The sequence below is a fragment of the Brachyspira hampsonii 30446 genome (assembly GCF_000316195.1).
Classification (GTDB): Bacteria; Spirochaetota; Brachyspiria; order Brachyspirales; family Brachyspiraceae; genus Brachyspira; species Brachyspira hampsonii_C.
This window is the reverse complement of sequence record NZ_JH994110.1, coordinates 763,710-786,956: the sequence shown is the minus strand read 5'-3', so window position 1 is coordinate 786,956 and position 23,247 is coordinate 763,710. Positions and strand designations below refer to the sequence as shown.

The following is a 23,247-nucleotide window of genomic DNA, read 5'->3' as shown; positions in this document are numbered from 1 at the left end:
TAATTTATTTGATTTTATTATATAATTTCTTTATTAATCCTATTTTTCCAAAACATATATAGTAGAATAATGCTAATATTAACACTATAGGAATAGCAGCAGCTGTAAAACCTATCAAAAAGAATAATATACCTGAGAAAAATGCTTTCAAAAATGATATTAAATTCAAATATTTATTATATATATTTGTGCTGCTTTTTATTGCTTCAGGATTTGATATATTTAAAGTTACTCTTGAATAATCAATAGATGACTGCAGATTCTTTAAATTTCCTTTCATAGTTTCTATTTCATAAGTTAAAGTATTGATTCTATCTTCTACTTTTAGTATTTCATCAATGTTTTTAGCTTCTCTTAAATAGTTTCTCAATTTTTCTAAAAGCACTTCCCTATTTTTTATCCTATTTTCTGTATCATAATAAGTTTCTGTAACATCTTGAGTATTTATATTTTTATTTTCAACTTTTTCATTTTTTTCTATAAAATCTATAAAAGCATAAAGATTTTCTTTAGGTATTCTTATAGTAAGATAATATCTATTTTTAGAAGATTCAACATTATCAAAATATCCATTATATTCTTTTAATTTTTCTTCTATGGCTTTATAGCTTTTTTCTACATCTTTTGAATTTACTCTTATATCAACTGAAACTATTAATTTTCTTTCTGCAATTTTCTCAGAAGAATCTGATGTATAATCCGATACCGTACTTTTTTCCATTCTAGCCTGAGGTACTGATATTGATGATGTTGCTGATAAAAAATTAACATTTTGTTCAGAACCGCCTTTGCTGCTGCATGAAAATAGTGATAATAATATAATGACTGCAAATATAAATTTTTTCATATAAGTACCCCAAAATAATTAATATAATGATGATATTATAACGAATTATTTTTTCAAGCTGTATTTTATATAAAAAATATTCTATTTATCATCACTGTTTATATATATTATAAATTATCTTTATGCATATACTCTATTAAAATTCAATCTAAATAAACTTGATTATAATATATTAAAAAAATTTTCGAATAATATAATTTATATAATTATTTAATCTTTAGAATGATATTTATAATAATCTTTTATTAAGTTTTTTAATTTAATTTCTAACTAAAAATATATTATTAATAATAAGAATTTCCAAAACTATTAAGAAAATTATTTATTATATCTGCCGAATATTAAAAAAAAATAATTTTTTATATAAAATATAAGTCATTATGAAATACGAAAGAATTTTATGCTTTCTTCTAAAAACTTAGCTTTATCAAATAGTTTCTTAGATAATTCGCTTGATTCCTCAGCTAAAGCAGCATTCTGAGTAGTAGAACTCTCTATACTATTTATGGCAATACTTATCTGTGAAACACCTGTCTCTTGTTCTAATGCTGTTGAACTTATATTCTGCATTAAATCAGAAGTGCCTGATACCTTCTCCTGCAATTGAACAAATATTTCCTGAGATTCTCTCGCTGTATTTGTGGCAGTATCTATTTTTTCAGCAGTATTGTCCACAAGAGAAGTAATATCTTTAACAGATGACTGAGTAGTTTGTGCTAAATTCCTAACCTCGCTTGCTACAACCGCAAAACCTTTTCCCTGAGTTCCCGCACGTGCCGCCTCTACAGAAGCATTAAGGGCTAGTATATTAGTTTGGAATGCTATATCTTCAATGATTTTAGTAATATCTTTGATTTTATCGCTTGCCTGATGTACTTCTTCTATATTAGAAACTGTTTGTGCTATTATACTTGCAGCTCCTTCAATATGCTCCATAGATTCAGACATCATATTTTTACCTGATACAGAATTATCAGCTGATGCTTTTATCGTAGAAACTATTTCTTCCAAACTTGAAGCAGTTTCCTCCAAACTAGATGCCTGAGAATCAGTTCTGCTTGAAAGTTCAACACTGCTTTCCATCATTCTCTTAGAAGCTAATACTATTTCATTTGACGCCTCATTAACATTGCTTACAACCTCTGCCAATTTCTCGCTCATAATATTAAATGCTTTCTCTAATTCGCCAAATTCATCTTTTCTATACTGAGAAACAGATTTAATCTCTATATCGCCTTCAGATATTTTGTTTGCCTTTTTCATCAAAACACTTAAAGGGCTCATAGTTTTTGTAATATATGAAACAGAAAATAAATTTACAAATATTATAGATAATATACAAACTATAATAGCTATCCTAATCATACTTATATTTTCAGCATATATAATCCTATCATCAGCAGCCATAGATAATATCCAAGGCATAGTATTCATTTTTACATAAACAGCTGTTCTTTTTTCTCCATTTGTATCAGATATATAATGTAATATACCATCAGCTTTATTCTCTCTTATTACCTCATTATAGCTTTCATTTGCTAAAGTATTTATTTGATTTCTAGTATCAAGTGCAATATTTCTTTCATAATCAATAGCAAATAATCTTCCTGTTTCCGGAAGCTGCAACTCTCCTAATTTTGATACCAAAACATCCCAATTAAGAATCATATACACAGTACCAATTAATACATTATTGGTTTTAACTCCTGCGATAATTGCTAAAGTCATATTATCACTTAGAGTAGACTTTAACACCTTTGTATCATAAGCAACATCATAATTGTTTTTTACAAAATTATCCCAAATACCTGGTCTTAAATCCTTTAAATTAATTCCTAAATTTACATTTTTGGTATTTTGCAAAGTTACGCCATTTTCATCAGTTACTCCAATATCCAAAGAATATTTATTAATACCTTCAAACTGCTTCAATGCATCTATCAAAACAGCAGCAGCTTCAGGAGTATTATTACCGGATAAATAATTGATGATAGAAGGCGTAATAGAATATGTTTTTATCAAAGTATTATTTTCTTCAAACCATGTATCCAACATAGATTTATAGCCCTCTATAGTGTTATTATATCCGCTGTATGTAGATTTTGTTATACCTGAATGAGATTTATATGATAATATTATTATTGTTATTAATAAAAGTATTGTTGTTATAATACTTATAGTTAATGGCATCTTAAATCTTATAGAACTAGTCTTTTTCATAACTTCAGATCCTCTGAAATTTAATATTTATAAAAAATTTAATACTTAATTAAATTCACTAATTACATTTATCGTTTTTTTATACAAAAAATTCAATTAATATAACAATTTATTTTTTTTTATTAAGATTTATGTTTTTTATTTTTATGATTATTAAATAAATCATTTGCAATTAATAAATAGTATATTATTATATTGCTATGGAAAAAAAATTAAAAAAATTACTAAGTTTTATTCCTATATTTCTAATCATAATTATTATATTGTGGTATAAATCTCCTATTGACGGAATAAAATGCTATCCTGAAAGCGTATCAAAAATAGATATAAACTATAATGGAAAAACTATGATTATAACAAATACCAATGATATAAATTTTATTATAAAAAGTTTAAATAGTATATCTTTAAACAAATCAATATTAAAAATAAATAAATCAAAAATAGGGTATATGGTAAATATATATTCAACTAATAAAAACATAATTAATAATCTGATTATATATTCATCTGAAACTGCTTCTATAGGAAATTTTTATTATACCGATAAAAATATAATGTTGCCTTATGAATATATAAAAAATTTATACTCTAATGTAAATTAGATTGAAAATATATGTAAAAAAAATATAACACTTTTTTCTAAAATTAGGTATAATTATATGTATAGTTAAAAATATTTTAAATCTGGAGAATATAAGTTATGAAAAAACTTCAAAGCTTAAGAGTGAAAATGCCGCTTATTATCATATCGATGGTAATTATATTTATAATTGCTTTAATTACGATAATAGAAATAAAAGTATCTAACAGTATAAAAAATGCCACATACCAAGGATATAACAATACAGTTATGGGGTATGCTTCCCTAATTGATACTTGGTTTGATGATCAATTAGCAATAGCAAGTATATATGGTACTTCTGAAGAGTTAATAAGATATTTAGAATTGAGAACTGAAGATCTTAGAAATACAGCATTAAATAATCTTAAAAAATTTAAATCATTAAATGAATATGCAATTAACATAGGATTATCTGATCTAAATGGTAATATTCTAATAGATTCTGATAATACTGATCTGATAGGTCAAAATATGTTTACCATACATCCAGACTTAAAAACAAAAATAAATGGAAGTTCAAAAGGAATATTTGGAGAAAACATTACACATTCGCTAACAACAGGCGGCTGGTCTTTAATTTTATTAGAAAAAGTTGCAAATGCCAGCAATCAAAATATAGGTTATCTTTATGTAATTCTTGATTGGTCTACTCTCAATAAAAATCATATAGAACCTCTTGTTATAGGCAAAACCGTAAATATGTATGCTGTTGATAAAAATTTAATAATAAAAATACATAGTAAAACTGAAAATATTAATCAAACAGCTCCTGAACAATTTAAGGGCGCTTTTAATTTAGGAAAAGGTGTATTAAGTTATGTATTTAACAATGAGAAAAGAGTATCTTCTGTAATAACATTAAAATCTCAGCCTTGGGTATTGGGAGTATCTGTAACAGAAGCAGAAATATATCAAGCTAATAGAGAACTAATGCTTACTATGATAATTATATCTGTGATTGCTATAGTTATTATATCTGTATTTATATCAATGTTCATAATGTCTATAACCAAACCTCTTCACTTATTAGTAGGTGTTGCTAAAGAAATAGCAGAAGGAGATTTAAGAACTACAAAACAAAAAATTAAAAGAAAAGATGAGCTTGGAGAATTATCGGATGCATTTGTAGCTATGAGAAAAAAACTTGTAGATGCTTTAAGAGTTGTGGAAGATTCAGCAAACAATATCACTATGGCTGCCAAAGAATTATCCGAACAAAATACTGATTTGGCACATAGAACAGAAAGTCAGGCTGCAAGCATAGAAGAAACTTCAGCTTCTATGACAGAAATATCTTCTACTATAAGAGACTCAGCAGATCATTCTGTCAGCGGAAGTAAAATGATACTAGATTCCAAAACTTCTGTTGAAAATGCAGGAAATATCATAGCTGAAACTACTTCAAACATAGAAGAAGTACATGATGCAAGCAGTAAAATTAAAGATATTACTAAAATCATTGAAGATATAGCATTCCAAACTAATATATTAGCACTTAATGCTTCCGTAGAGGCAGCAAGAGCAGGAGAACAAGGAAAAGGATTTGCTGTTGTTGCTTCTGAGGTAAGAAACTTGGCTCAGACTACACAAACTTCTGTAAAAAGCATTACAGATTTAATAGAAAATGTATATGAAAAAATAGATAAAGCTACAGGAACAGCCCGTGAATCTCAAGAGATATTTATAGAGATACAAAATAAAATAGATGAAGCTTCAAAAATTATGGAAGGCATAAGCAATAGTGCTATGGAACAGCAAAATGGTATAGATCAAGTAAAAATAGCTATAGCAGATATGGATCAAACAACACAGAAAAATGCTGCTTTAGTAGAAGAAGCTACAGCATCTGCTGAATTGTTATTCGCTCAGTCTAAAGAATTAATGGATGCTATACATTTATTTAAACTCCCTGATGGAACTAGATAAATAAAATCATAATATAAAATTATCCTATGCTGCTTATTTTTATGGCATAGGATAATTTTATATATTTCAGCAAAATATTATAAAAATAAAATTAATACATCAGAAAAATTTGGAAAAAATCTGCTATATATTTATATGATTTTATATATTATTTTTGCATATAGCATTTGATATTTATTTATTTTCGTATAAAATAGCATTAAATATTTTAATATAAGGAATAATATGTCATTTACATTCAATGTATTAAAAAACAGCAGTCAAACATCGGCAAGGCTTGGAAAAATAAATATTAATGGAATAGAAATAGATACACCTGTGTTTATGCCTGTAGGTACAAAAGCAACTGTGAAAGCATTGACTCCTCTTATGATAGAAGAAACTGAAAGTAAAATAATATTATCCAATACTTATCATTTAGTATTAAAACCGGGACTTGAAGTATTAAAAAAATTCGGCGGAGTCAAAAAGTTTATGGGCTGGAAAGGAGCTATGCTTACAGATTCAGGCGGATTTCAGGTATTCTCTTTGGCAAAATTAAGAAAAATAAATGATAATGGAGTGGAATTTAGCTCTCATATAGATGGCTCTAAATACCTATTTACGCCTAGAAGTGTAATGGAGGCAGAACATATCATAGGAGCCGACTTTATAATGTGCCTTGATGAATGTTCTAGAGCAGATGCAGATTATAATTATGCAAAAGAGGCTATGCTTAGAACTCATAAATGGGCTAAAGAATGCAAAGAATATCATGACAGCACTCCAAATAGTGAATATCAGTATTTAGGCGGCATCATACAGGGCGGAATGTTTGATGATTTGAGAAAAGAAAGTGCTGAAACTTTAGTAAATATGGATTTTCCTTTCTATTCCATAGGAGGACTTTCTGTAGGAGAAACTCCTGAAAAAATGCATGATGTACTTTCCAAAGTAATGCTTTATACAGATAAAAGCAAGCCTCGTTATTTGATGGGGGTAAGCGAGCCTAGAGATATACTTAATGCTGTTATGGAAGGTATTGATATGTTTGACTGTGTTATGCCTACTAGAAATGCTAGAAATGGGGAGGCATTTACTATGAATGGTATTGTTAGAATAAGAAACTCTAAATACAGAATGGACGATACTGTGCTTGAAGAAGAATGCGATTGTTATACTTGTAAGAATTTCTCTAAGGCATATCTTAATCATTTGGATAAAACACATGAAATACTGTTTTCTATACTTATGACTATACATAATGTAAGATTTATGCAAAGATTTATGAAAGATTTAAGAAATTCTATTGAAAATGATGTATTTTCCGATTATAGAAAAGATATGATGAAAAAATTTTATTAGTTTACATATTTTTTAAAAAGTTGTATTATATACAAACAAATAATTAAGTGAGTTTATTTATGGCAGGTAAATATGACAAGCAATTAGATAAATATAATAACATTTTATCAAAAAAACCAAATGATCCTTATGCTATGGCTATGTTGGCTAGAATAGCTTTTAAAGAAAATAGAATAGATGATGCTGAAAACTATTACAGCACCATTCTGCTTAAAACACCTAAATATCCAGAAGCACTATATATGATGGGATTCATCAATATGAAAAAAAATAAATATAATACTTCTGTAAATTATTTTAATCAGCTATTGAAAACAGGTAAAAAAAATGCTTTTATATATGAATACTTATCTATAATGGATAAAAAAAATAGAAAGGAATATTTAGAAAAAGCATTGGAATTATCAAAAAATATTAAAATAAAATCTAAAGACTATAAAAGATGCTCATATATTGCTTTTCAGTCTTATGCTTGGAAAGAATATGATATATCTTTAGAATATGCCTCTTTAGCTTATGATGCCAAGCCTACAAATGATATAATCAATCTATTAGGCTGTATTTATCATCATAATGGAGATTATGATAAAGCTCTTTCTCTTTTTCATGAAGTTAATGCGAATTATGAGAGTAAGAATCCTTATGTATTATGTAATATATCTTCATGCTATAATAAAAAAAATAGTAATAAAATGGCTATAAGATATTTAGAAAAAGCATTGGAAGTAAATAATAATGATAAAGTAATATACTATACTATAGGCTCTATATATGCTTCAACAGGAAATAAAAAATTAGCTATTCAAAATTTTGAACAGGCTTTAAAAATTAATGAAAATTATGAAGAAGCAAAAAAGGCTTTGGAGGCTATTAAAGAGTAATATTTTATAGTAAAAATAAATAAAAAAAACTTTTAATATTAGTCAATTTAGTATATTATAAATAACTAAAATATAGTAAATTAATGGGGTATTGCAACTGTGAATTTTTTTGATTATATAAGATACAATTTATTCAATATAAGAACTCCTGAATTAGTAGAAAAAATGCGTATGGAGGAGTATTCTGACAGAATATCAAAACAAAAATATAATTTTGTGGATTTAAAAACTAAATCATTAACTGTTACTTGTGCTAAATTTATGTTCGAAATGTATAAAGTAATAGGTCCTTTACTTAATCCTTTAAAAGAGGAATTTATAGTAAAAGATGGTAAACAATTTTCATATTATTTAATAGAAGTATCTTTTAGTGATGAGATGAAAGAATTATATTCCACATTAAATAGAGATTATATGATGTCCAAGATAGGAGAAGGTAAAAATCCTAATAATGTATTTAGTGAAGTAAAAAACAATTTTGTAAAATTCAAAAAATTTATAAGCGGAGAAAGCGGAAAGGAAATGAATTTAACTTTCAACTTGCTTAAAGATTTTGCTCAATTATCAAATTTTGATTTCTTTCTCTTTTTGAGAGCTTTTTGTCCGTCTTTTGTAGATGGTGCCTACAATTCTAATCCTCAATTCAAGCCTAGTTCAAATATGCAGGTAGTTGATGATTTAGTAAAATTGGATTATGCTGTAAACTCAATAGTAATAAGAAAAGAATTATTATCTGCTTTAAATATTTTTCAGCAATATTTAGGAATGCCTGCTATACCTGAAAAAAATATTAAATCATTTTTAGCGAGAGTTAAATATCTTCAAACTCCTGACATAATGCATGATATTATAGTTTATTTGCTTAAAGATTTTACTTATAAATGCAGTATTAATCCTTCTAATGTTAATATATTTGTAAATTATATAACAGATTTGACAAATAACTTAAAGAAAGATATGGATAGTATAGTTGCTGAAATTAAGAGCAGTAAAATTGCCGGAATGCGTAATAAGCTATTTAATGGTATAGAAATATTAAAAATGTCTAATGTCAATGAAGAAAAAAATGAACAGCTTGAAAAATTTGACTGCCCTATATTTACATGTGTAGAGCCGCTTCAGTATATAAAGACATTTATTATAGAAATATTTGATATCAATTATAAAGATCCGCTTAATGATATGTTTTTAGGGGCTGAATTTGTAAGCAAAGATAGGAACTCTCAGGGACTTGATGCTTTCTATATATTAAATGATGTTAGAGAAGCTATACAAAAGTTTGATACTATGCTTAGTCCTGAATCTGAAAACTTCAAGCGTTTAAAAACTTGGATAATATCAAAAAATAAGGCAAATGCTAATAAAGATTTAATAGAAACTATGGTAAATAAAATTGATACTGAAGGAAATAAAATAATTTTAAGCGTTTATAACTCTGTAATAGATTTAACTACTATAGTAAAAAATATCTATGATGACTGTAAAAATAATACTAAGCAGGAAATTAGTAATGCAAATAAGGTTCAGTACTTACCTAAATTTAATCTTGATATAGCTCAAAACATGCTTGATGATTTTGACAATTTTATAACACTTATGAAAAACTTTATAAGATAATATACAAAATGGAAAATTGCTGATGAATAAAAAACATAAAACTATTATACAGGTAGTTATAGGAATTGCTATAAGCATAATATGTTTATATTTTGCTTTTAGAGGCATTAATATAAAAGAATCTATAGAAATAGTAAAAAACATTAATGTAGTATATTTTATTATTTCATTAATATTAAGTATAGTTATTATAGTATTAAGAGGCTTAAGATGGGAATGTTTTATTCCTTTAAAAAAGCCTATTAAAAAAAGAACTGTAGTTATGGCAACTTATATTGGTTATATGGGAAACAACATACTTCCTGCTAAACTTGGCGAGGTGGCACGTGCTTATATTTTGGGTATTAAAGAAAATGTAAGCAAATCGGCATTAATTGCTTCTGTAGTTACTGAAAGACTTTTTGATGTTATAACAGGCGGTATTATATTAACTGTATCTGTAATATTTATTCCTAACTTGCCTCAGACAGTTACTTATGCTGCAATAGCTTTATTTGTTTTATCAATAATTGGCTTTTTGGTATTAATGTTTCTAGTATGGCAGAGAGAATTTGCCCATAAAGTTTTTCATAAAATTTTTGGCATACTTCCTAAAAATATCGGAGATAAATTAATTGAGTTTTCATGCAATTTTATAGACGGAATAGGATTTAAAAATGATGCCAAACATATATTTTTAATATTTTTCTATACTTTTCTCTATCTTATAGGTCAAATGCTTACTATAGGATTTCTGATGATGGCTTTTAATATAAAAACTAGTCCGATAATAGCATTATTTACTTTTGCTATAGGAGGATTCGGTTTTGCCGTACCTTCTGCCCCTTCAGGAATAGGACCTTTTGAATGGGCTATAATATTCGGACTTTCTCTTATAGGTGTAGAAAAAAATATAGCAGCTCCTTATGCTCTTGTATATCATATAATGGGAATTGTGCCTATAGTGATAATAGGATTTATATTCTTATTTATTATGGGAGTAGATTTAAAAACTGCTACTAAAGCTGATAATGAAGAAGAAAACAAAGATAATAAGGCATAATATTATATATTAGATATTATAACTATATGCCTCTCTTTATCTTTATTTTCTAGCTTTTTTATTTCTACAGTATATTTACTTTTTGAAATATTTGCTTTTTTTAATTCTTCTTCTATTTTTTCTATTTTGCCTTTATATAAAATTAATTTTGAATTTTTTGTTTTTAATTTATTAAATATTTTTAAAAGTGTCTCTATATCAGAAAAAGCTCTTGATGTGATAGTATCATATTTTTCTTTTATCTCATAAGCATTTATACATTTCACTTCTATATTATTTAATTTTAATTTATCTTTGGCTAATCTTAAAAACTCAGCCTTTTTATTTTTAGATTCGCATAATGTAATTTTTTTATCATCAAATACAATAGCAAGCGGTATAGACGGAAGTCCAGCCCCTGAGCCTATATCTATTATATTATTGTAATGAGAAAATATATCTAAAGCAAGAAGACAATCAGCAATATGATCATTAAAAAAATCTTCTTCAGTTTTTGCCCCTGTGATATTGACATTTCTATTATAATCTATAACTAAAGAAGCATACTCTATAAGTTTTTCTTTTTTATTTTCATCAATTTTTATATTATTGCTGATATTGTCTAATACAAAATCATAATGCATAAATTATTACCAGCCCAATTTTTTGGCATCTTGTTTTGCCTTATCGCCTGCAGATACATTTGTAACATTATAGCGGAGTTCTCTTTTATCAACTTTGCTTTTCATTATAAACTCTTTAGGATAAGGTATATTATTAACAGTTGTATAAGAACCCAACTCTACGCTGACAACATTATCCATAAAAGCAGTAGAAAAACTTCTCACCCTATAAGTAGAAGCAGAGAACACTATAGTATCTACCCTATCATTATAGCCTATTTGCAATGTATGCCAATTCTTTCCCAAAGTTATATTACTGCTTATTATTTTTTTAGACATATCTATAAATTTATAATCAAGTATGTCAGCATAAACTTTAGGAAAACGCATAATAGGTGCTTCCAATGCAAACTCATCAAAATTTCTCTTTAAAGGAGCCTCTGCTTCAGCTAAATCTAAAGTAAGACTATTATTATTAACTTTAGCATCAAATATAAGACTGCCTAAAAGTCCGTCAACAACATTCATATATTTATTATTGCTGCTCTTATAATAATTAACAAGCATAGGCATTTGATCTAAGTCATCTCCGCTGTAAAAAGCCCCGCCTGATAAATATATGCTTATAAAAGGAGATTTTGAAAACCTATTAAAAGCCTCTTTCATAACCTCATTCTCATTTTGGCTGTATGCCAAACTAGAAATTAATAAAAATATAATAAATATTATAGTATTATTCTTTATCATTATTTATAAACCTCTTAAAAATCAATATAGAATATAAAACCTATTTATTGTTTCTCTGTTAAACTTTCGATCCTATCTTTTATTCTGTTTTCATCATAATCGAATTCTTTTTTATAGGAAGATATTGATTTTCTATAATATTTAAGTGCATTTTTATAATCATTTTTGGCATAGTAAGCATCAGCAATATGGGCATATATTTCAGATTTGGAATCATCATCTGCATATAAAGCAGCTTTTAATAATGTTTTTAAAGCATTATCATAATCACCTTTTTTATAATATGCAAAACCTAAAGTATCTATATAGTGAGGAGAATCAGGCTCTAATTTAACAGCATCTTTAGAAAGAAGTATAGCTTTATCCAAATCACTGCCCAATGAAACCAATGCCCAAGATAAACTGTTCATATTTTCTGCTGAATTTGTATCCTGAGAGTATTTATAATTGGCATATAGTAATGCTGAATTCGTATTATCTAATGCCAATGATGTTACATAAGGAATATTTATTCTATAATCATTAGTATTTGATTTATTATTACTGAAATATTCAAAATCTTCATTTAAATATTTATTAGCATTAACTTCATCATTATTTATCAATGAAGCATAAGCCTTCAAATAGCTGTAAGAATATTTTTCTTTTTCATACTTTTCAACTGCACTTATAGCAAGTCCGCTTTCTCCTATATCGCTTGCTGTCAATACCAATGATACTAATTCATTTTCTTTTATATTATTATTATTCAACGATAAATATTTATTTAGCATCTCTTTTGATGAATTGAAATCATTTTGATTTTTAAACTCTAAAGCCGCCTGTAAATATAAGTTATTAAACTTTCCACTATTATCATAGCTTATTAAATTATCTATATGTTTAGGCAAGGCATCTATATTTTTAATCATCAAATAAAATGATATTATATCCATCTCAGAATTCATTTTATTTTCTTTGCTTCCTATTTCATAAATCATTTTATAATATGCTTGTATAATGTCTAAATCAATTTCTCTTCTATCTAAATCAGCTTCTATTATATTAAGAGCATTACTGTATCCATAAGTCTTAGCTTCAGCAATGATAGACAATATTTTAGGAGTATTATGGCTTGAAATATCTATTTCATTAAATAATTTTTCATCATATTTGTCAGACATAAAACTTAAATATGCACTCAAAAATAAACCATCTTCTATACTAATACTATTAGAATAAGCCTCATCGTATTTTTCTAAAGCCTGATAACTTTTCACTATACCATAAGAAGCAGTGTATTTATCTGCCGGAGCTAATTGAACATTTTCTAATTTTTTGAATCTATTTATAGCACTAGAAAATCTGCTTAAATAAAACTCACTCATACCATAATAAAAATTATAATAGTTTAAATAATTGTTAATATTGCCTGATTTTTTAGTTTCATCTACTTTTGAAAAATAATATACTGCTTTATCTAGCTCTCTTTTTTGATAGCAAGTATATCCTAATAATATTAAAACATCATTATTCGTATTATCTATCTCATAAGCTGTTTCCAAATAATATCTTGCCTTATCAATATTATTCATAATAAATATATTTCTTTCTGCCGCTTTAAACAATATATCAATATCCTCAGGAGAATCAAAAACTAATCCGTCATAAATTTTTGAACTCTCATAATATTCCCCCAAAGCCTCATGGGTTTCAGCCAATGTTATATATATCTCTTTATTTTGTACATATTTAACAACTTCCTGAAGTATTACTTTAGCACTTTCCAAATCCTTTATAGTTTGCTCATCTGCCGTTTTTCTAGCTAATGCACGCTCTTTATAATACAAAGCTAAAGTATATGCCGCTTTCGCTTCCTCTTCACTTTTTATATATTTAGAATCTTTAAAAACATTTCCATCTTCTTTATTTGACTGAGAAAATAAATGAAATGCACTAAATATAAAAATAGATAATATAATACAGAATTTTCTAATAAACATAATAATTACAACTCCGTGAATAATTTTAATATATATCAATACAAAAAACAAGATTTAAATTTGAAATATAATACTTTATTTATTCATTATTATTTGCTGTACTTTCAGATTCGCTTTGTACTAATTCTTTTGTGAATGCTTTTTCTAATAAATCTTCCAATCTCTTATTGGTATAAAAATCAGCCTTAACTTTTGCAACTATTTCCAATGCATTTTTTCTAGGTATCTTTACAGTTTCACCCATAAATATATTATAATTGCTTTTCATAAGTTTTATAGTTTCATATCCCATAAGAACTGCAACCAAACAAAAATGCCTGTAGCCTAATGCTTTTTTATCTATTGTCATAATATATTCTATAGAATTTCGAAACTCATTCATAGCAGATTCTATCATTTTTACTAAAATTTCCATAGATTTATCCATATAAGCCCCATCTTCAAAATAAGGAGCCGGATTCTCATTTTCAAATAAACTTAAAGGCCAAAAAACTCTTTTCTCTCCATAATCTAATTTGGCATCTTTAATAATATTAACTTTCTGTAAAAATCTTCCCAAGCTCTTAGCCTTCTCTCTGTCCAATTCTAAATTATCCAATATCTTTGTAAGCTCAGTAAGATAAAGTCCTACAGTACCAGCAACATAATAACAATAATCATCTAAATCTTCAAATGTTGATATAGTATGATCCTGATAATAAATCATACCATATCCCATTTCTCTTAAGTATGAAATAGAGATATTTTTTATTTCCTGCTTAAAAGCAAAAAATGACTTAAGAACTACATCTATATTTTCTATTAAAACTTTATCATTTTCATTGATAGTTTGTTCTATTACTACATTTTTTAAATTTTCTAAATTATCAGTATTTTCTGATTTTAATATATTTATAAATCCTGTTATTAATGTTTCTTTATCCTGTATTGTATGGCTTGAATCCTCTATAGTATCTATTATTCTAGCAAGTAAATATTGAACTTCAACCTTATTTTTTTTATTCTTATCCAATAGCGGTATAGTTAAAGCAAAACTTCTTGAAACTAAATCTAGTAAATATTTCGTGTTAATTTTTGTTGCCATATAGATTTCCTAAATTTTTATTTTGTTTTTTTAAGTAAAGATACACAATGAACTGCTATGCCTTCTCCTCTGCCTATAGAATCCATTTTTTCATTAGTTTTAGCTTTTATTGAAATATTTTCTATATCAGTTTTAAGAATTTTGGATAGATTTTCTCTCATAGTGTCTATATATTTTCTTAATTTTGGTTTTTCTAATATAATCGTGATATCAGTATTTGATATTTCATAGTTTTTTTCCTGCATGATTAAAACTGTTTTTTCTAATAGAACTATAGAAGAAATATCTTTATATTGTTCATCATTATCAGGAAAATGACTTCCTATATCCCCCAACGCCAAAGCCCCTAATATGGAGTCTATTAAAGCATGAATAACCGCATCAGCATCTGAATGACCTTTTAATCCTAACTCATAGGGAATCTCTATTCCAGATAATATCAATTTACGATTATCAGCAAATACATGTGAATCGTATCCATAGCCTATTCTCATTTACTAATATCCTTGATTATAAGTGCTTAAATTATACTAAAATAGATTAATTTGTCAAATTATTTTATATTCTAAAATAAATAACAAAGTATTATTTGTATAATAAAATAGATACTAACTTTATACTAAAAATAAAAAAAACTAAAATTTACATATACTAGTTGAATGCATAAAAAAAATTTATATAATACTATATATAATAATAAAAATTATATAAAACAAAATGGAGAAAAAAATGAAAAAAATAGGTCTATTACCTAGAATTATAATAGGTATAATTTTAGGTATATTAGTAGGTATGTTTCTTCCGGCACCTATAGTTAGAATATTTGTAACTATAAGTGCAATATTCAGTTTATTTTTAAATTTTATTATACCTTTGATGGTAGTAACATTTATAGGCTATGGTATTGCTAATTTAACAGAAGGAGCACCTAAATTAATAGGCATTACAGTTATTATATCTTATGCTTCTACATTGGTGGCAGGAAGTATAGCATTCTTTGTAGCTTCTAATCTTTTCCCTACACTTTTAGGCTCAGCCACTTTAAGCAATATAAAGTTAGAATCTGGTTTGGAAAGCTATTTTACAATACCTTTGAAGCCTCTATTTGATGTTACATCAGCTGTAATATTTGCTTTTATATTAGGTATAGGAATTACTTTATTAAGACCTAAAGGACAGGGAGCAGAATTATTTTCTATAGTAAAAGATTCTGAAGAGGTTATACAAACTATATTAAAAAATATCATTATTCCTATACTTCCTCTTCATATTTTGGGTACATTTGCTAATTTGGCTTATGCAGGAAGCATACAGCATATTATAGTAATATTTGCTAAAGTATTTGTTGTTGTTATTATTCTTCATATACTTTATATAACAGCTTTGTTTATAATTTCTGGTGCTATAGGAAAGAAATCACCTATAATGCTTATTAAAAATCAAATACCTCCTTACTTTACAGCTATAGGTACTCAAAGCAGTGCAGCAACTATACCTGTAAGCTTAATAGCCGCAGAGAGAAACGGAGTATCCGAACAAATAAGAAAATTTGTAATACCTCTTTGTGCTACTATACACTTGGCAGGTTCTATGATTACATTAACTTGCTGTTCTACTGCTGTTATATTAATTTTAGGACAAAATCCTACTTATGGTTCAATACTTCCTTTTATACTTATGTTAGGTATAGCTATGGTTGCTGCCCCTGGTGCTCCTGGAGGTGCTGTTATGAGTGCTTTGCCTTTCTTCTATATGATTGGAATAACAGGAGAAGAATTACAGGGTTTAATGATAGCATTATATTTAACTCAAGACTCATTCGGTACTGCTGCTAATGTATCTGGTGATAATGCTATAGCAGTATTTGTTGATTGGTTCTATCAAACTAGAATAAAAAAAGATGCAGCTTGATTTTATTTAATTATTTATTAAATTAGAATGAGATAATATAAAAAAGACGGTTTCTTAAAGTTTTAAGAAGCTGTCTTTTTTATTATAGGTTTTAATAACATATTCCCAAATTTTTACTTATAGATTAAATATGAATTTTGATTTTTGTTAATATAAAACTAGAAATTGTACCACCATTTAAATGGCTTGTATGTAATAAAGATTTTAAAATTCAATTACATTTTCCCACCCTTTATATTTTTTATCTTATATATCATTTTTGTATTGCTTTTATTTTTAAGCTTAAACTGTTGTTACAGCTCCCACCCTAGATTTTTTTAATTTATTATACATATTACCGCACGCAGAATAAAATTAATAATATAAACTAATTTTCAATAATAATTTTAATCATTTATAAGATTTAATTAACCGTGCGTTATATATAATAGACTTGTTTCAAAACTAATTTTTTATAATTTTGTGGGGACTAGCCCCCACACCCCCACTTCTTTTGGTGACCCAAAGAAGCAAAAGGACTGCATATTTATATACTAAAATAACAATTTATAAAATATGTGAAACATTATTTTGTAAATTATAAAATGATGAAATTTTCATATACGATCTTGTCAAGTAGTTTTGAAACAAGTCTAATAAAATATTTATATACTCCCAAATCTTTTTGAATCTTTAAGTAAACTCACAAAAAACAGATAAATAAAAACTGATAAAATATTCATTAAAAAAAGTTCATTAGCTAGATTTATAACTTCAATATTATTTAATATTCATCTCTACAATAACAATGATTTAAAGCGTTTTGAAAATCAATCTCTAAAACTAAAATGAATAAGTTAAAGATAATGCCGCATAAAACAATTATTTGTTTATTTATAATAAGATTAAACTTTAATATAAAAATAGTGCGTGCTTTTGCAACTTTTGCCATGGGAAAAGTTGATAAAATATTCATTAAATAAAAAACTTTGCCAAGCATTTATACATTTATTTTTATTAATATTTTTTATAAAAAATAAGCAATTAAAATTTTTGAATATTAGTGTCGTTTCATACTATTTTAGGAAAAATATCCATTCCAATAACAAGTCTTTGAAGCGTTTGAAAAAATTATAACCTAATAAAAAATTATTTTATTATATACACATTTAAAATATATAAAAAATATAATTCATAAATTAAAACTCTAATGCAAATAAAAATGCATGCATAAATTAATATGCATGCTCTTTAATTCAAATTATATAATCTTTAATCTCTGCTTCTAGTTTTAGCTAAAAGTTTTAATATCTCTAAATAAAGCCACACCAAAGTAACAAGAAGTCCGAAAGCAGCATACCATTCAAAATATTTAGGCATATTATACTGCTCTCCTTTCTCCATAAAATCAAAATCCAAAAGAAGATTGAAAGAAGCAATAAGAACTATTACAATACTTATTCCAATACTTAAAGGACTTGAACCATATAAGAAAGGTATTCTAGCACCAAAAAATGACATTATAAAATTAGCTAAATATACAATACCTATACACAAAGTAGATACCATAATTACGCTTCTCAATTTTTCTGTTACTCTTATTATTCTAAATCTGTATAAAACTAACATTATAAATAAATCTAAGAATGTAAGAAATACTGCCTGAACAACTATACCATCATAAGCAGCATTAAATACATAAGAAACAGCCCCGATAGCAACACCTTCAAGTATAGCATAAAGTATAGAAAAAACTTTAGATAATTCTTTTTTGAAAGTCATTATCAAAGCTAGAACAAAAGCAGCTATAGAAGAACCCAAAGCAGCAGGATAAATCATATCTGGTCTGCTTGCCAAAACAAAGAATACACTTACCATAGCTGAAAGCATTAATATCAATGTAAGTATTATTGATTTGTTAATTGCCCCATTAAGTGTCATTGTATTTTCATTTTCATAACTTGATGCATAATTAAATGCCTTATCTGATAATACTGGATTTGCCATAATTAAAAACCTCCAAAATTCTTTTCATTTAGTAATTTATTATACAATAAGTTTAATAAAATACTAGTGTAAAGTATAACTGATTAATTTAAATAAAGTAATATTTTTTAATATTTATGATAAAAATATAATATATAAATAATTCTTATAAGAAAAATTAAATTTATTCATCTTCCTCATATTTTATTATTTTCTTTATAAGAATTGCAGCAATTAAAGTTAAAACAAGTAATATAATCTTATTAAAAATTACTGATATTAGGTGAATGATTATAAACGCTATTAAAAAAGATACAGCATATTTTGAAAAAGTATTTGGAAGATAAGAAGCATTTTCTAATTTAAGATTATAAATAGCTAAAGTAAGCGGTATAACAATTATAATACTAAATATAGAACCAGAAATAAGCATAATCTTTTTCTTTTTATTTTCTTTCTCCATTATTCACAAATCTCCAAAATTATTTTTATTTAGTAATTTATTATATCATATAATACTAATCTTTCATTCCCTTTTTAATTATTCTAATTATAATAATACATACCAATATAGCAGCAATGAAAGGAATAGCAAAAATAAAAGAAACATTAGGAGGAGCAGAAGCCCCATCAAATTTAACAGCATAATACATATAACCATAATTAAAAGCAACTACAGTAACCATCATATAAGAAAATAAATAAGCTACAATTTTAATAGTTTTTATAATTCTTTGTTTATTATTCATAATTTACTCATTATTTATTAATAAATTAAATAAAAAAATCCCAACAGAAAAAATCTATTGGGATAAAATATATAATATATACCCGGCAACGTTCTACTCTCCCGTAAAGCTACCCTTACAGTACCATTGACGATGAAAGGCTTAACTGCCGTGTTCGGAATGGGAACGGGTGTATCACTTTCTCTATGGTCACCGAAATAATATTAGCAAATTAAAAGAACAAAGTTTTAAGTATCTTTGTCAGATATATAAGAGCGTAGATGTCTCATTCTACTCTTTTATTATGATTTCCCTAGTTATAAGAAGAAAACGATAATATGGTCAAGTCATTGGTCTGATTAGTGCTGCTCAGCTGAACAGGTATTTCTTCCCTGCTTACACTTGCAGTCTATCAACGTCGTAGTCTCCAACGAAACTCATAGGGAAAGTTAATCTTGAAGGAGGCTTCCCACTTAGATGCTTTCAGCGGTTATCCCGTCCGCACATAGCTACTCTGCGATGCTCTTGGCAGAACAACAGATACACCAGCGGTGCGTTCATTCCGGTCCTCTCGTACTAAGAATGACTCTTCTCAACTTTCCAACGCCCACAACGGATAGGGACCAAACTGTCTCACGACGTTCTGAACCCAGCTCGCGTACCGCTTTAATTGGCGAACAGCCAAACCCTTGGGACCTGCTCCAGCCCCAGGATGCGATGAGCCGACATCGAGGTGCCAAACCTCCCCGTCGATATGAACTCTTGGGGGAGATAAGCCTGTTATCCCCGGAGTACCTTTTGTCCGTTTAGCGATGGCCCTTCCACTCGGGACCACCGGATCACTAAGACCTACTTTCGTACCTGCTCGAGATGTCTCTCTCGCAGTCAAGCCACCTTATGCCTTTATACTCTACTACCGATTTCTATTCGGTTTGAGGTGACCTTTGCACGCCTCCGTTACTCTTTAGGAGGCGACCGCCCCAGTCAAACTACCCGCCTGACAATGTCCGACTGCCGGATAACGGCTAATCGTTAGAATCCCATTTTGCGAAGGATGGTATTTCAACGATGGCTCCATGAAAGCTGGCGCTCCCACTTCAAAGCCTCCCATCTATCCTACACATCACAAAACAAAACTCAATGTCAAGTTATAGTAAAGGTTCACGGGGTCTTACCGTCCTGTTGCGGGTAATCAGCATCTTCACTGATAATTCAATTTCACCGAGTTCTTCCCCGAGACAGTGCCCGGATCGTTACACCATTCGTGCAGGTCGGAACTTACCCGACAAGGAATTTCGCTACCTTAGGACCGTCATAGTTACGGCCGCCGTTTACTGGGGCTTCAATTCGAAGCTTCGCTTACGCTAACCTCTCCTTTTAACCTTCCAGCACTGGGCAGGTGTCAATCCCTATACATCCATTTACATGTTTGCAGAGATCTGTGTTTTTGTTAAACAGTCGGCCAGGCCTTTTCACTGCGACTCTCCTCTCAATATTGCTACCAAGATTCAAGCGTCTCTTTTTCCGAAGTTACAAGACTAATTTGCAGAGTTCCTTAGGGAAGATTATCTCGAGCGCCTTAGAATACTCATCTCACCCACCTGTGTCGGTTTGCGGTACGATTATGACATGCCTAACCTTAGAAATTATTTCTCGACAGCCTAGCTCATGCAACTTCCTGAACCCGAAAGCCCAGTCACTATCCAGCCTCAACCTTAAAGCAGCAAGCATTTGACTCACCACAAGTCTAAACTGTTTGACGTTATCTACCAATCTAACGCGTACATAAACAATCTGTGTCATTCCATCGAAACATATCATAGTACAGGAATATTTACCTGTTTCCCATCGACTACGCTTTTCAGCCTCATCTTAGGGGTCGACTAACCCTAGGCAGATTAGCTTTACCTAGGAAACCTTGGGTTTGCGGCGAACGGGTTTCTCACCCGTTTTCTCGTTACTCATGCCTGCATCCTCACTTCTTATACCTCCAGCCCACCTCACGGTAAACCTTCGACGGCTTAAAGAACGCTCTCCTACCAATTATAGATTAACTCTATAATTCCCTAGCTTCGGTACTATGTTTGAGCCCCGTTACATTTTCGGCGCAAGAACACTCGACCAGTGAGCTGTTACGCACTCTTTAAAGGAATGGCTGCTTCTAAGCCAACCTCCTGGCTGTTTAAGTATTCTCACATCCTTTCCCACTTAACATAGATTTTGGGACCTTAGCTGAGGATCTGGGCTGTTTCCCTTTTGACAATGACGCTTATCCGCCGCTGTCTAACTGCCATGTTCTTAACTTACGGTATTCGGAGTTTAGTTGGGTTTGGTACTCGGTTAGGAGCCCTAGTCCATTTAGTGCTCTACCCCCGCAAGTAAACACATAACGCTGCCCCTAAAGACATTTCGGAGAGAACCAGCTATCTCCAAGTTTGATTAGCCTTTCACTCCTACCCACAAGTCATCCAAAGCCTTTTCACGGCCACTGGTTCGCACCTCCATTCGATGTTACTCGAGTTTCGCGCTGCTCATAGGTAGATCACTTGGCTTCGGGTCGTATAGCATGCAACTAATTTCGCCCTATTAAGGCTCGCTTTCACTACGACTACAAGGCTATTACCTCTTAATCTTGCTACATACTATAAGTCGCAGGCTCATTCTACAAAAGGCACGCCATCAGGCCTTCTACTATTGCTAGCAGGGTACCCTCTGACTACTTGTAAGCTTAAGGTTTCAGGTTCTATTTAATAACCCTCAACGGGAGACTTTTCACCTTTCCCTCACGGTACTCTACACTATTGGTCACTGGTTAGTATTTTGCCTTGGATAGTGGTCTACCCAGATTCAAACAGGGTTTCACGTGCCCCGCCCTACTCAGGAACGATAAAACCTTCTTTATATGATTTCATATACGGGACTATCACCCACTATGGTCTGCTTTTCCAAAACAGTTCTATTATCATATAAAGCAAAGTCGATGCATGTAAGTACATCACTTACCGCCCTACAACACCATAATAACAACATCTTACAACTTGACATTATTAAGGTTTAGGCTCTTCCCCTTTCGCTCGCCACTACTTAGGGAATCTCAATTTTGATTACTTTTCCTCCAGGTACTTAGATGTTTCAGTTCCCTGGGTGTCGCTTCATAAACCTATGGATTCAGTTTATGATATAGAAGGTTTACTTCTATAGGTTTTCCCATTCGGTGATCTACGGATCATAGAATATTTGCTTCTCCCCGTAGCTTATCGCAGCTTGTCACGACCTTCATCGCCTTCCAGTGCCTAGGCATCCACCTTAAGCCCTTACTTACTTGACCATATTACCCTTTTCTTCTCTATTATTTCTAATATAAAAGTAAAGCTAATATATCAAATTGAATGAGACTTTTAGCTAATTAAAGCTGTTTCTTATCTAATTCTTTAGTAACGCTCCGCTTAATTGTTTCTACTCTAAGACACACAATCTAATTGTGTTTTCTTTATCTAGTGAAGATTTTTATAATAGCTGATTTTCCGTTTATGTTGGAAAAAACTTTCTAAAAATCTACGCTCTCATATATCTGTCAAAGAACTTTAAGTTTTTCATTTTTCAGTTGATGTTTCGTTTCTTTCGTTTTGTTTTTTGTTTCTCATCAACTGTTTTATTATTATAGCATACGATTAAAAAAACGCAATAGCCTGAAAAGCCTGTTTTGACCTAAAATCGATATATAAA

Annotated in this window: 17 protein-coding genes and 2 rRNA genes; 7 read left to right on the top strand and 12 right to left on the bottom strand. The window is 28.9% G+C overall.

Annotated features, from left to right (window positions below; translation table 11 throughout):
- Positions 1-4: 4 nt before the first annotated feature.
- Both A966_RS03500 and A966_RS03495 read right to left on the bottom strand, forming a co-directional pair.
- Positions 5-847: a DUF4349 domain-containing protein gene (locus A966_RS03500; protein ID WP_008722584.1), complete on the bottom strand. Its 843-nt coding sequence runs from the start codon at positions 845-847 to the stop codon at positions 5-7.
- A gap of 378 nt (positions 848-1,225) precedes the next feature.
- Entirely contained in the window at positions 1,226-3,067 is a 1,842-nt protein-coding gene (locus A966_RS03495) for a methyl-accepting chemotaxis protein (RefSeq protein WP_008722582.1), read from the bottom strand.
- A gap of 200 nt (positions 3,068-3,267) precedes the next feature.
- On the opposite strand from A966_RS03495, the gene A966_RS03490 reads away from it, so the two are divergent.
- From A966_RS03490 to A966_RS03465, 6 genes are all read left to right on the top strand, one after another.
- Positions 3,268-3,672, top strand: a complete 405-nt coding sequence (locus A966_RS03490; protein ID WP_008722580.1) for a hypothetical protein — start codon at positions 3,268-3,270, stop codon at positions 3,670-3,672.
- 98 nt (positions 3,673-3,770) lie between these two features.
- Entirely contained in the window at positions 3,771-5,618 is a 1,848-nt protein-coding gene (locus tag A966_RS03485) for a methyl-accepting chemotaxis protein (RefSeq protein WP_008722578.1), read from the top strand.
- Positions 5,619-5,843: 225 nt separating this feature from the next.
- Positions 5,844-6,962: a tRNA guanosine(34) transglycosylase Tgt gene (gene tgt, locus A966_RS03480; protein ID WP_008722575.1), complete on the top strand. Its 1,119-nt coding sequence runs from the start codon at positions 5,844-5,846 to the stop codon at positions 6,960-6,962.
- Positions 6,963-7,021: 59 nt separating this feature from the next.
- Positions 7,022-7,843 (top strand): tetratricopeptide repeat protein, encoded by an 822-nt coding sequence (locus A966_RS03475; protein ID WP_008722573.1) that lies wholly within the window; start codon positions 7,022-7,024, stop codon positions 7,841-7,843.
- 99 nt (positions 7,844-7,942) lie between these two features.
- Positions 7,943-9,460 (top strand): DUF5312 family protein, encoded by a 1,518-nt coding sequence (locus A966_RS03470; protein WP_008722571.1) that lies wholly within the window; start codon positions 7,943-7,945, stop codon positions 9,458-9,460.
- A 22-nt stretch (positions 9,461-9,482) separates the two neighbouring features.
- On the top strand, positions 9,483-10,502 hold the full coding sequence (locus tag A966_RS03465; RefSeq protein ID WP_008722570.1) for a lysylphosphatidylglycerol synthase transmembrane domain-containing protein: 1,020 nt from the start codon (positions 9,483-9,485) through the stop codon (positions 10,500-10,502).
- 2 nt (positions 10,503-10,504) lie between these two features.
- On the opposite strand, the gene rsmG is transcribed toward A966_RS03465, so the two are convergent.
- From rsmG to ispF, 5 genes are all read right to left on the bottom strand, one after another.
- The gene (gene rsmG / locus A966_RS03460) at positions 10,505-11,125 is read right to left on the bottom strand and encodes a 16S rRNA (guanine(527)-N(7))-methyltransferase RsmG (protein WP_008722568.1); all 621 of its coding nucleotides are present in this window, start codon (positions 11,123-11,125) and stop codon (positions 10,505-10,507) included.
- Between the two features lie 6 nt (positions 11,126-11,131).
- Positions 11,132-11,851, bottom strand: coding sequence for a hypothetical protein (locus A966_RS03455; RefSeq protein ID WP_008722566.1), 720 nt, complete (start codon positions 11,849-11,851; stop codon positions 11,132-11,134).
- 44 nt (positions 11,852-11,895) lie between these two features.
- A complete protein-coding gene (locus tag A966_RS03450; protein ID WP_008722563.1) occupies positions 11,896-13,833 on the bottom strand; it encodes a tetratricopeptide repeat protein in 1,938 nt (645 codons plus the stop codon).
- 79 nt (positions 13,834-13,912) lie between these two features.
- Positions 13,913-14,917: a squalene/phytoene synthase family protein gene (locus tag A966_RS03445; protein ID WP_008722561.1), complete on the bottom strand. Its 1,005-nt coding sequence runs from the start codon at positions 14,915-14,917 to the stop codon at positions 13,913-13,915.
- A 17-nt stretch (positions 14,918-14,934) separates the two neighbouring features.
- The gene (gene ispF, locus A966_RS03440; RefSeq protein WP_008722558.1) at positions 14,935-15,411 is read right to left on the bottom strand and encodes a 2-C-methyl-D-erythritol 2,4-cyclodiphosphate synthase; all 477 of its coding nucleotides are present in this window, start codon (positions 15,409-15,411) and stop codon (positions 14,935-14,937) included.
- A gap of 235 nt (positions 15,412-15,646) precedes the next feature.
- Between ispF and A966_RS03435 the strand changes: the two genes are divergently transcribed.
- Positions 15,647-16,828 carry a cation:dicarboxylate symporter family transporter gene (locus A966_RS03435; RefSeq protein WP_008722556.1) on the top strand — a complete coding sequence of 394 codons (1,182 nt, stop codon included), beginning with the start codon at positions 15,647-15,649 and terminating at the stop codon, positions 16,826-16,828.
- Between the two features lie 1,251 nt (positions 16,829-18,079).
- Here A966_RS03435 and A966_RS03430 read toward each other — a convergent pair.
- The 5 genes from A966_RS03430 to A966_RS03410 form a co-directional block, all read right to left on the bottom strand.
- A complete protein-coding gene (locus A966_RS03430; protein ID WP_008722554.1) occupies positions 18,080-18,814 on the bottom strand; it encodes a Bax inhibitor-1/YccA family protein in 735 nt (244 codons plus the stop codon).
- A 163-nt stretch (positions 18,815-18,977) separates the two neighbouring features.
- Complete coding sequence (locus A966_RS03425; protein ID WP_008722553.1) at positions 18,978-19,256, bottom strand: hypothetical protein; 279 nt, start codon at positions 19,254-19,256, stop codon at positions 18,978-18,980.
- Between the two features lie 55 nt (positions 19,257-19,311).
- A complete protein-coding gene (locus tag A966_RS03420; RefSeq protein WP_008722551.1) occupies positions 19,312-19,542 on the bottom strand; it encodes a hypothetical protein in 231 nt (76 codons plus the stop codon).
- 80 nt (positions 19,543-19,622) lie between these two features.
- Positions 19,623-19,739 (bottom strand): 5S ribosomal RNA (rrf, locus tag A966_RS03415).
- A gap of 120 nt (positions 19,740-19,859) precedes the next feature.
- Positions 19,860-22,849, bottom strand: a 23S ribosomal RNA gene (locus A966_RS03410).
- Positions 22,850-23,247: the final 398 nt, after the last annotated feature.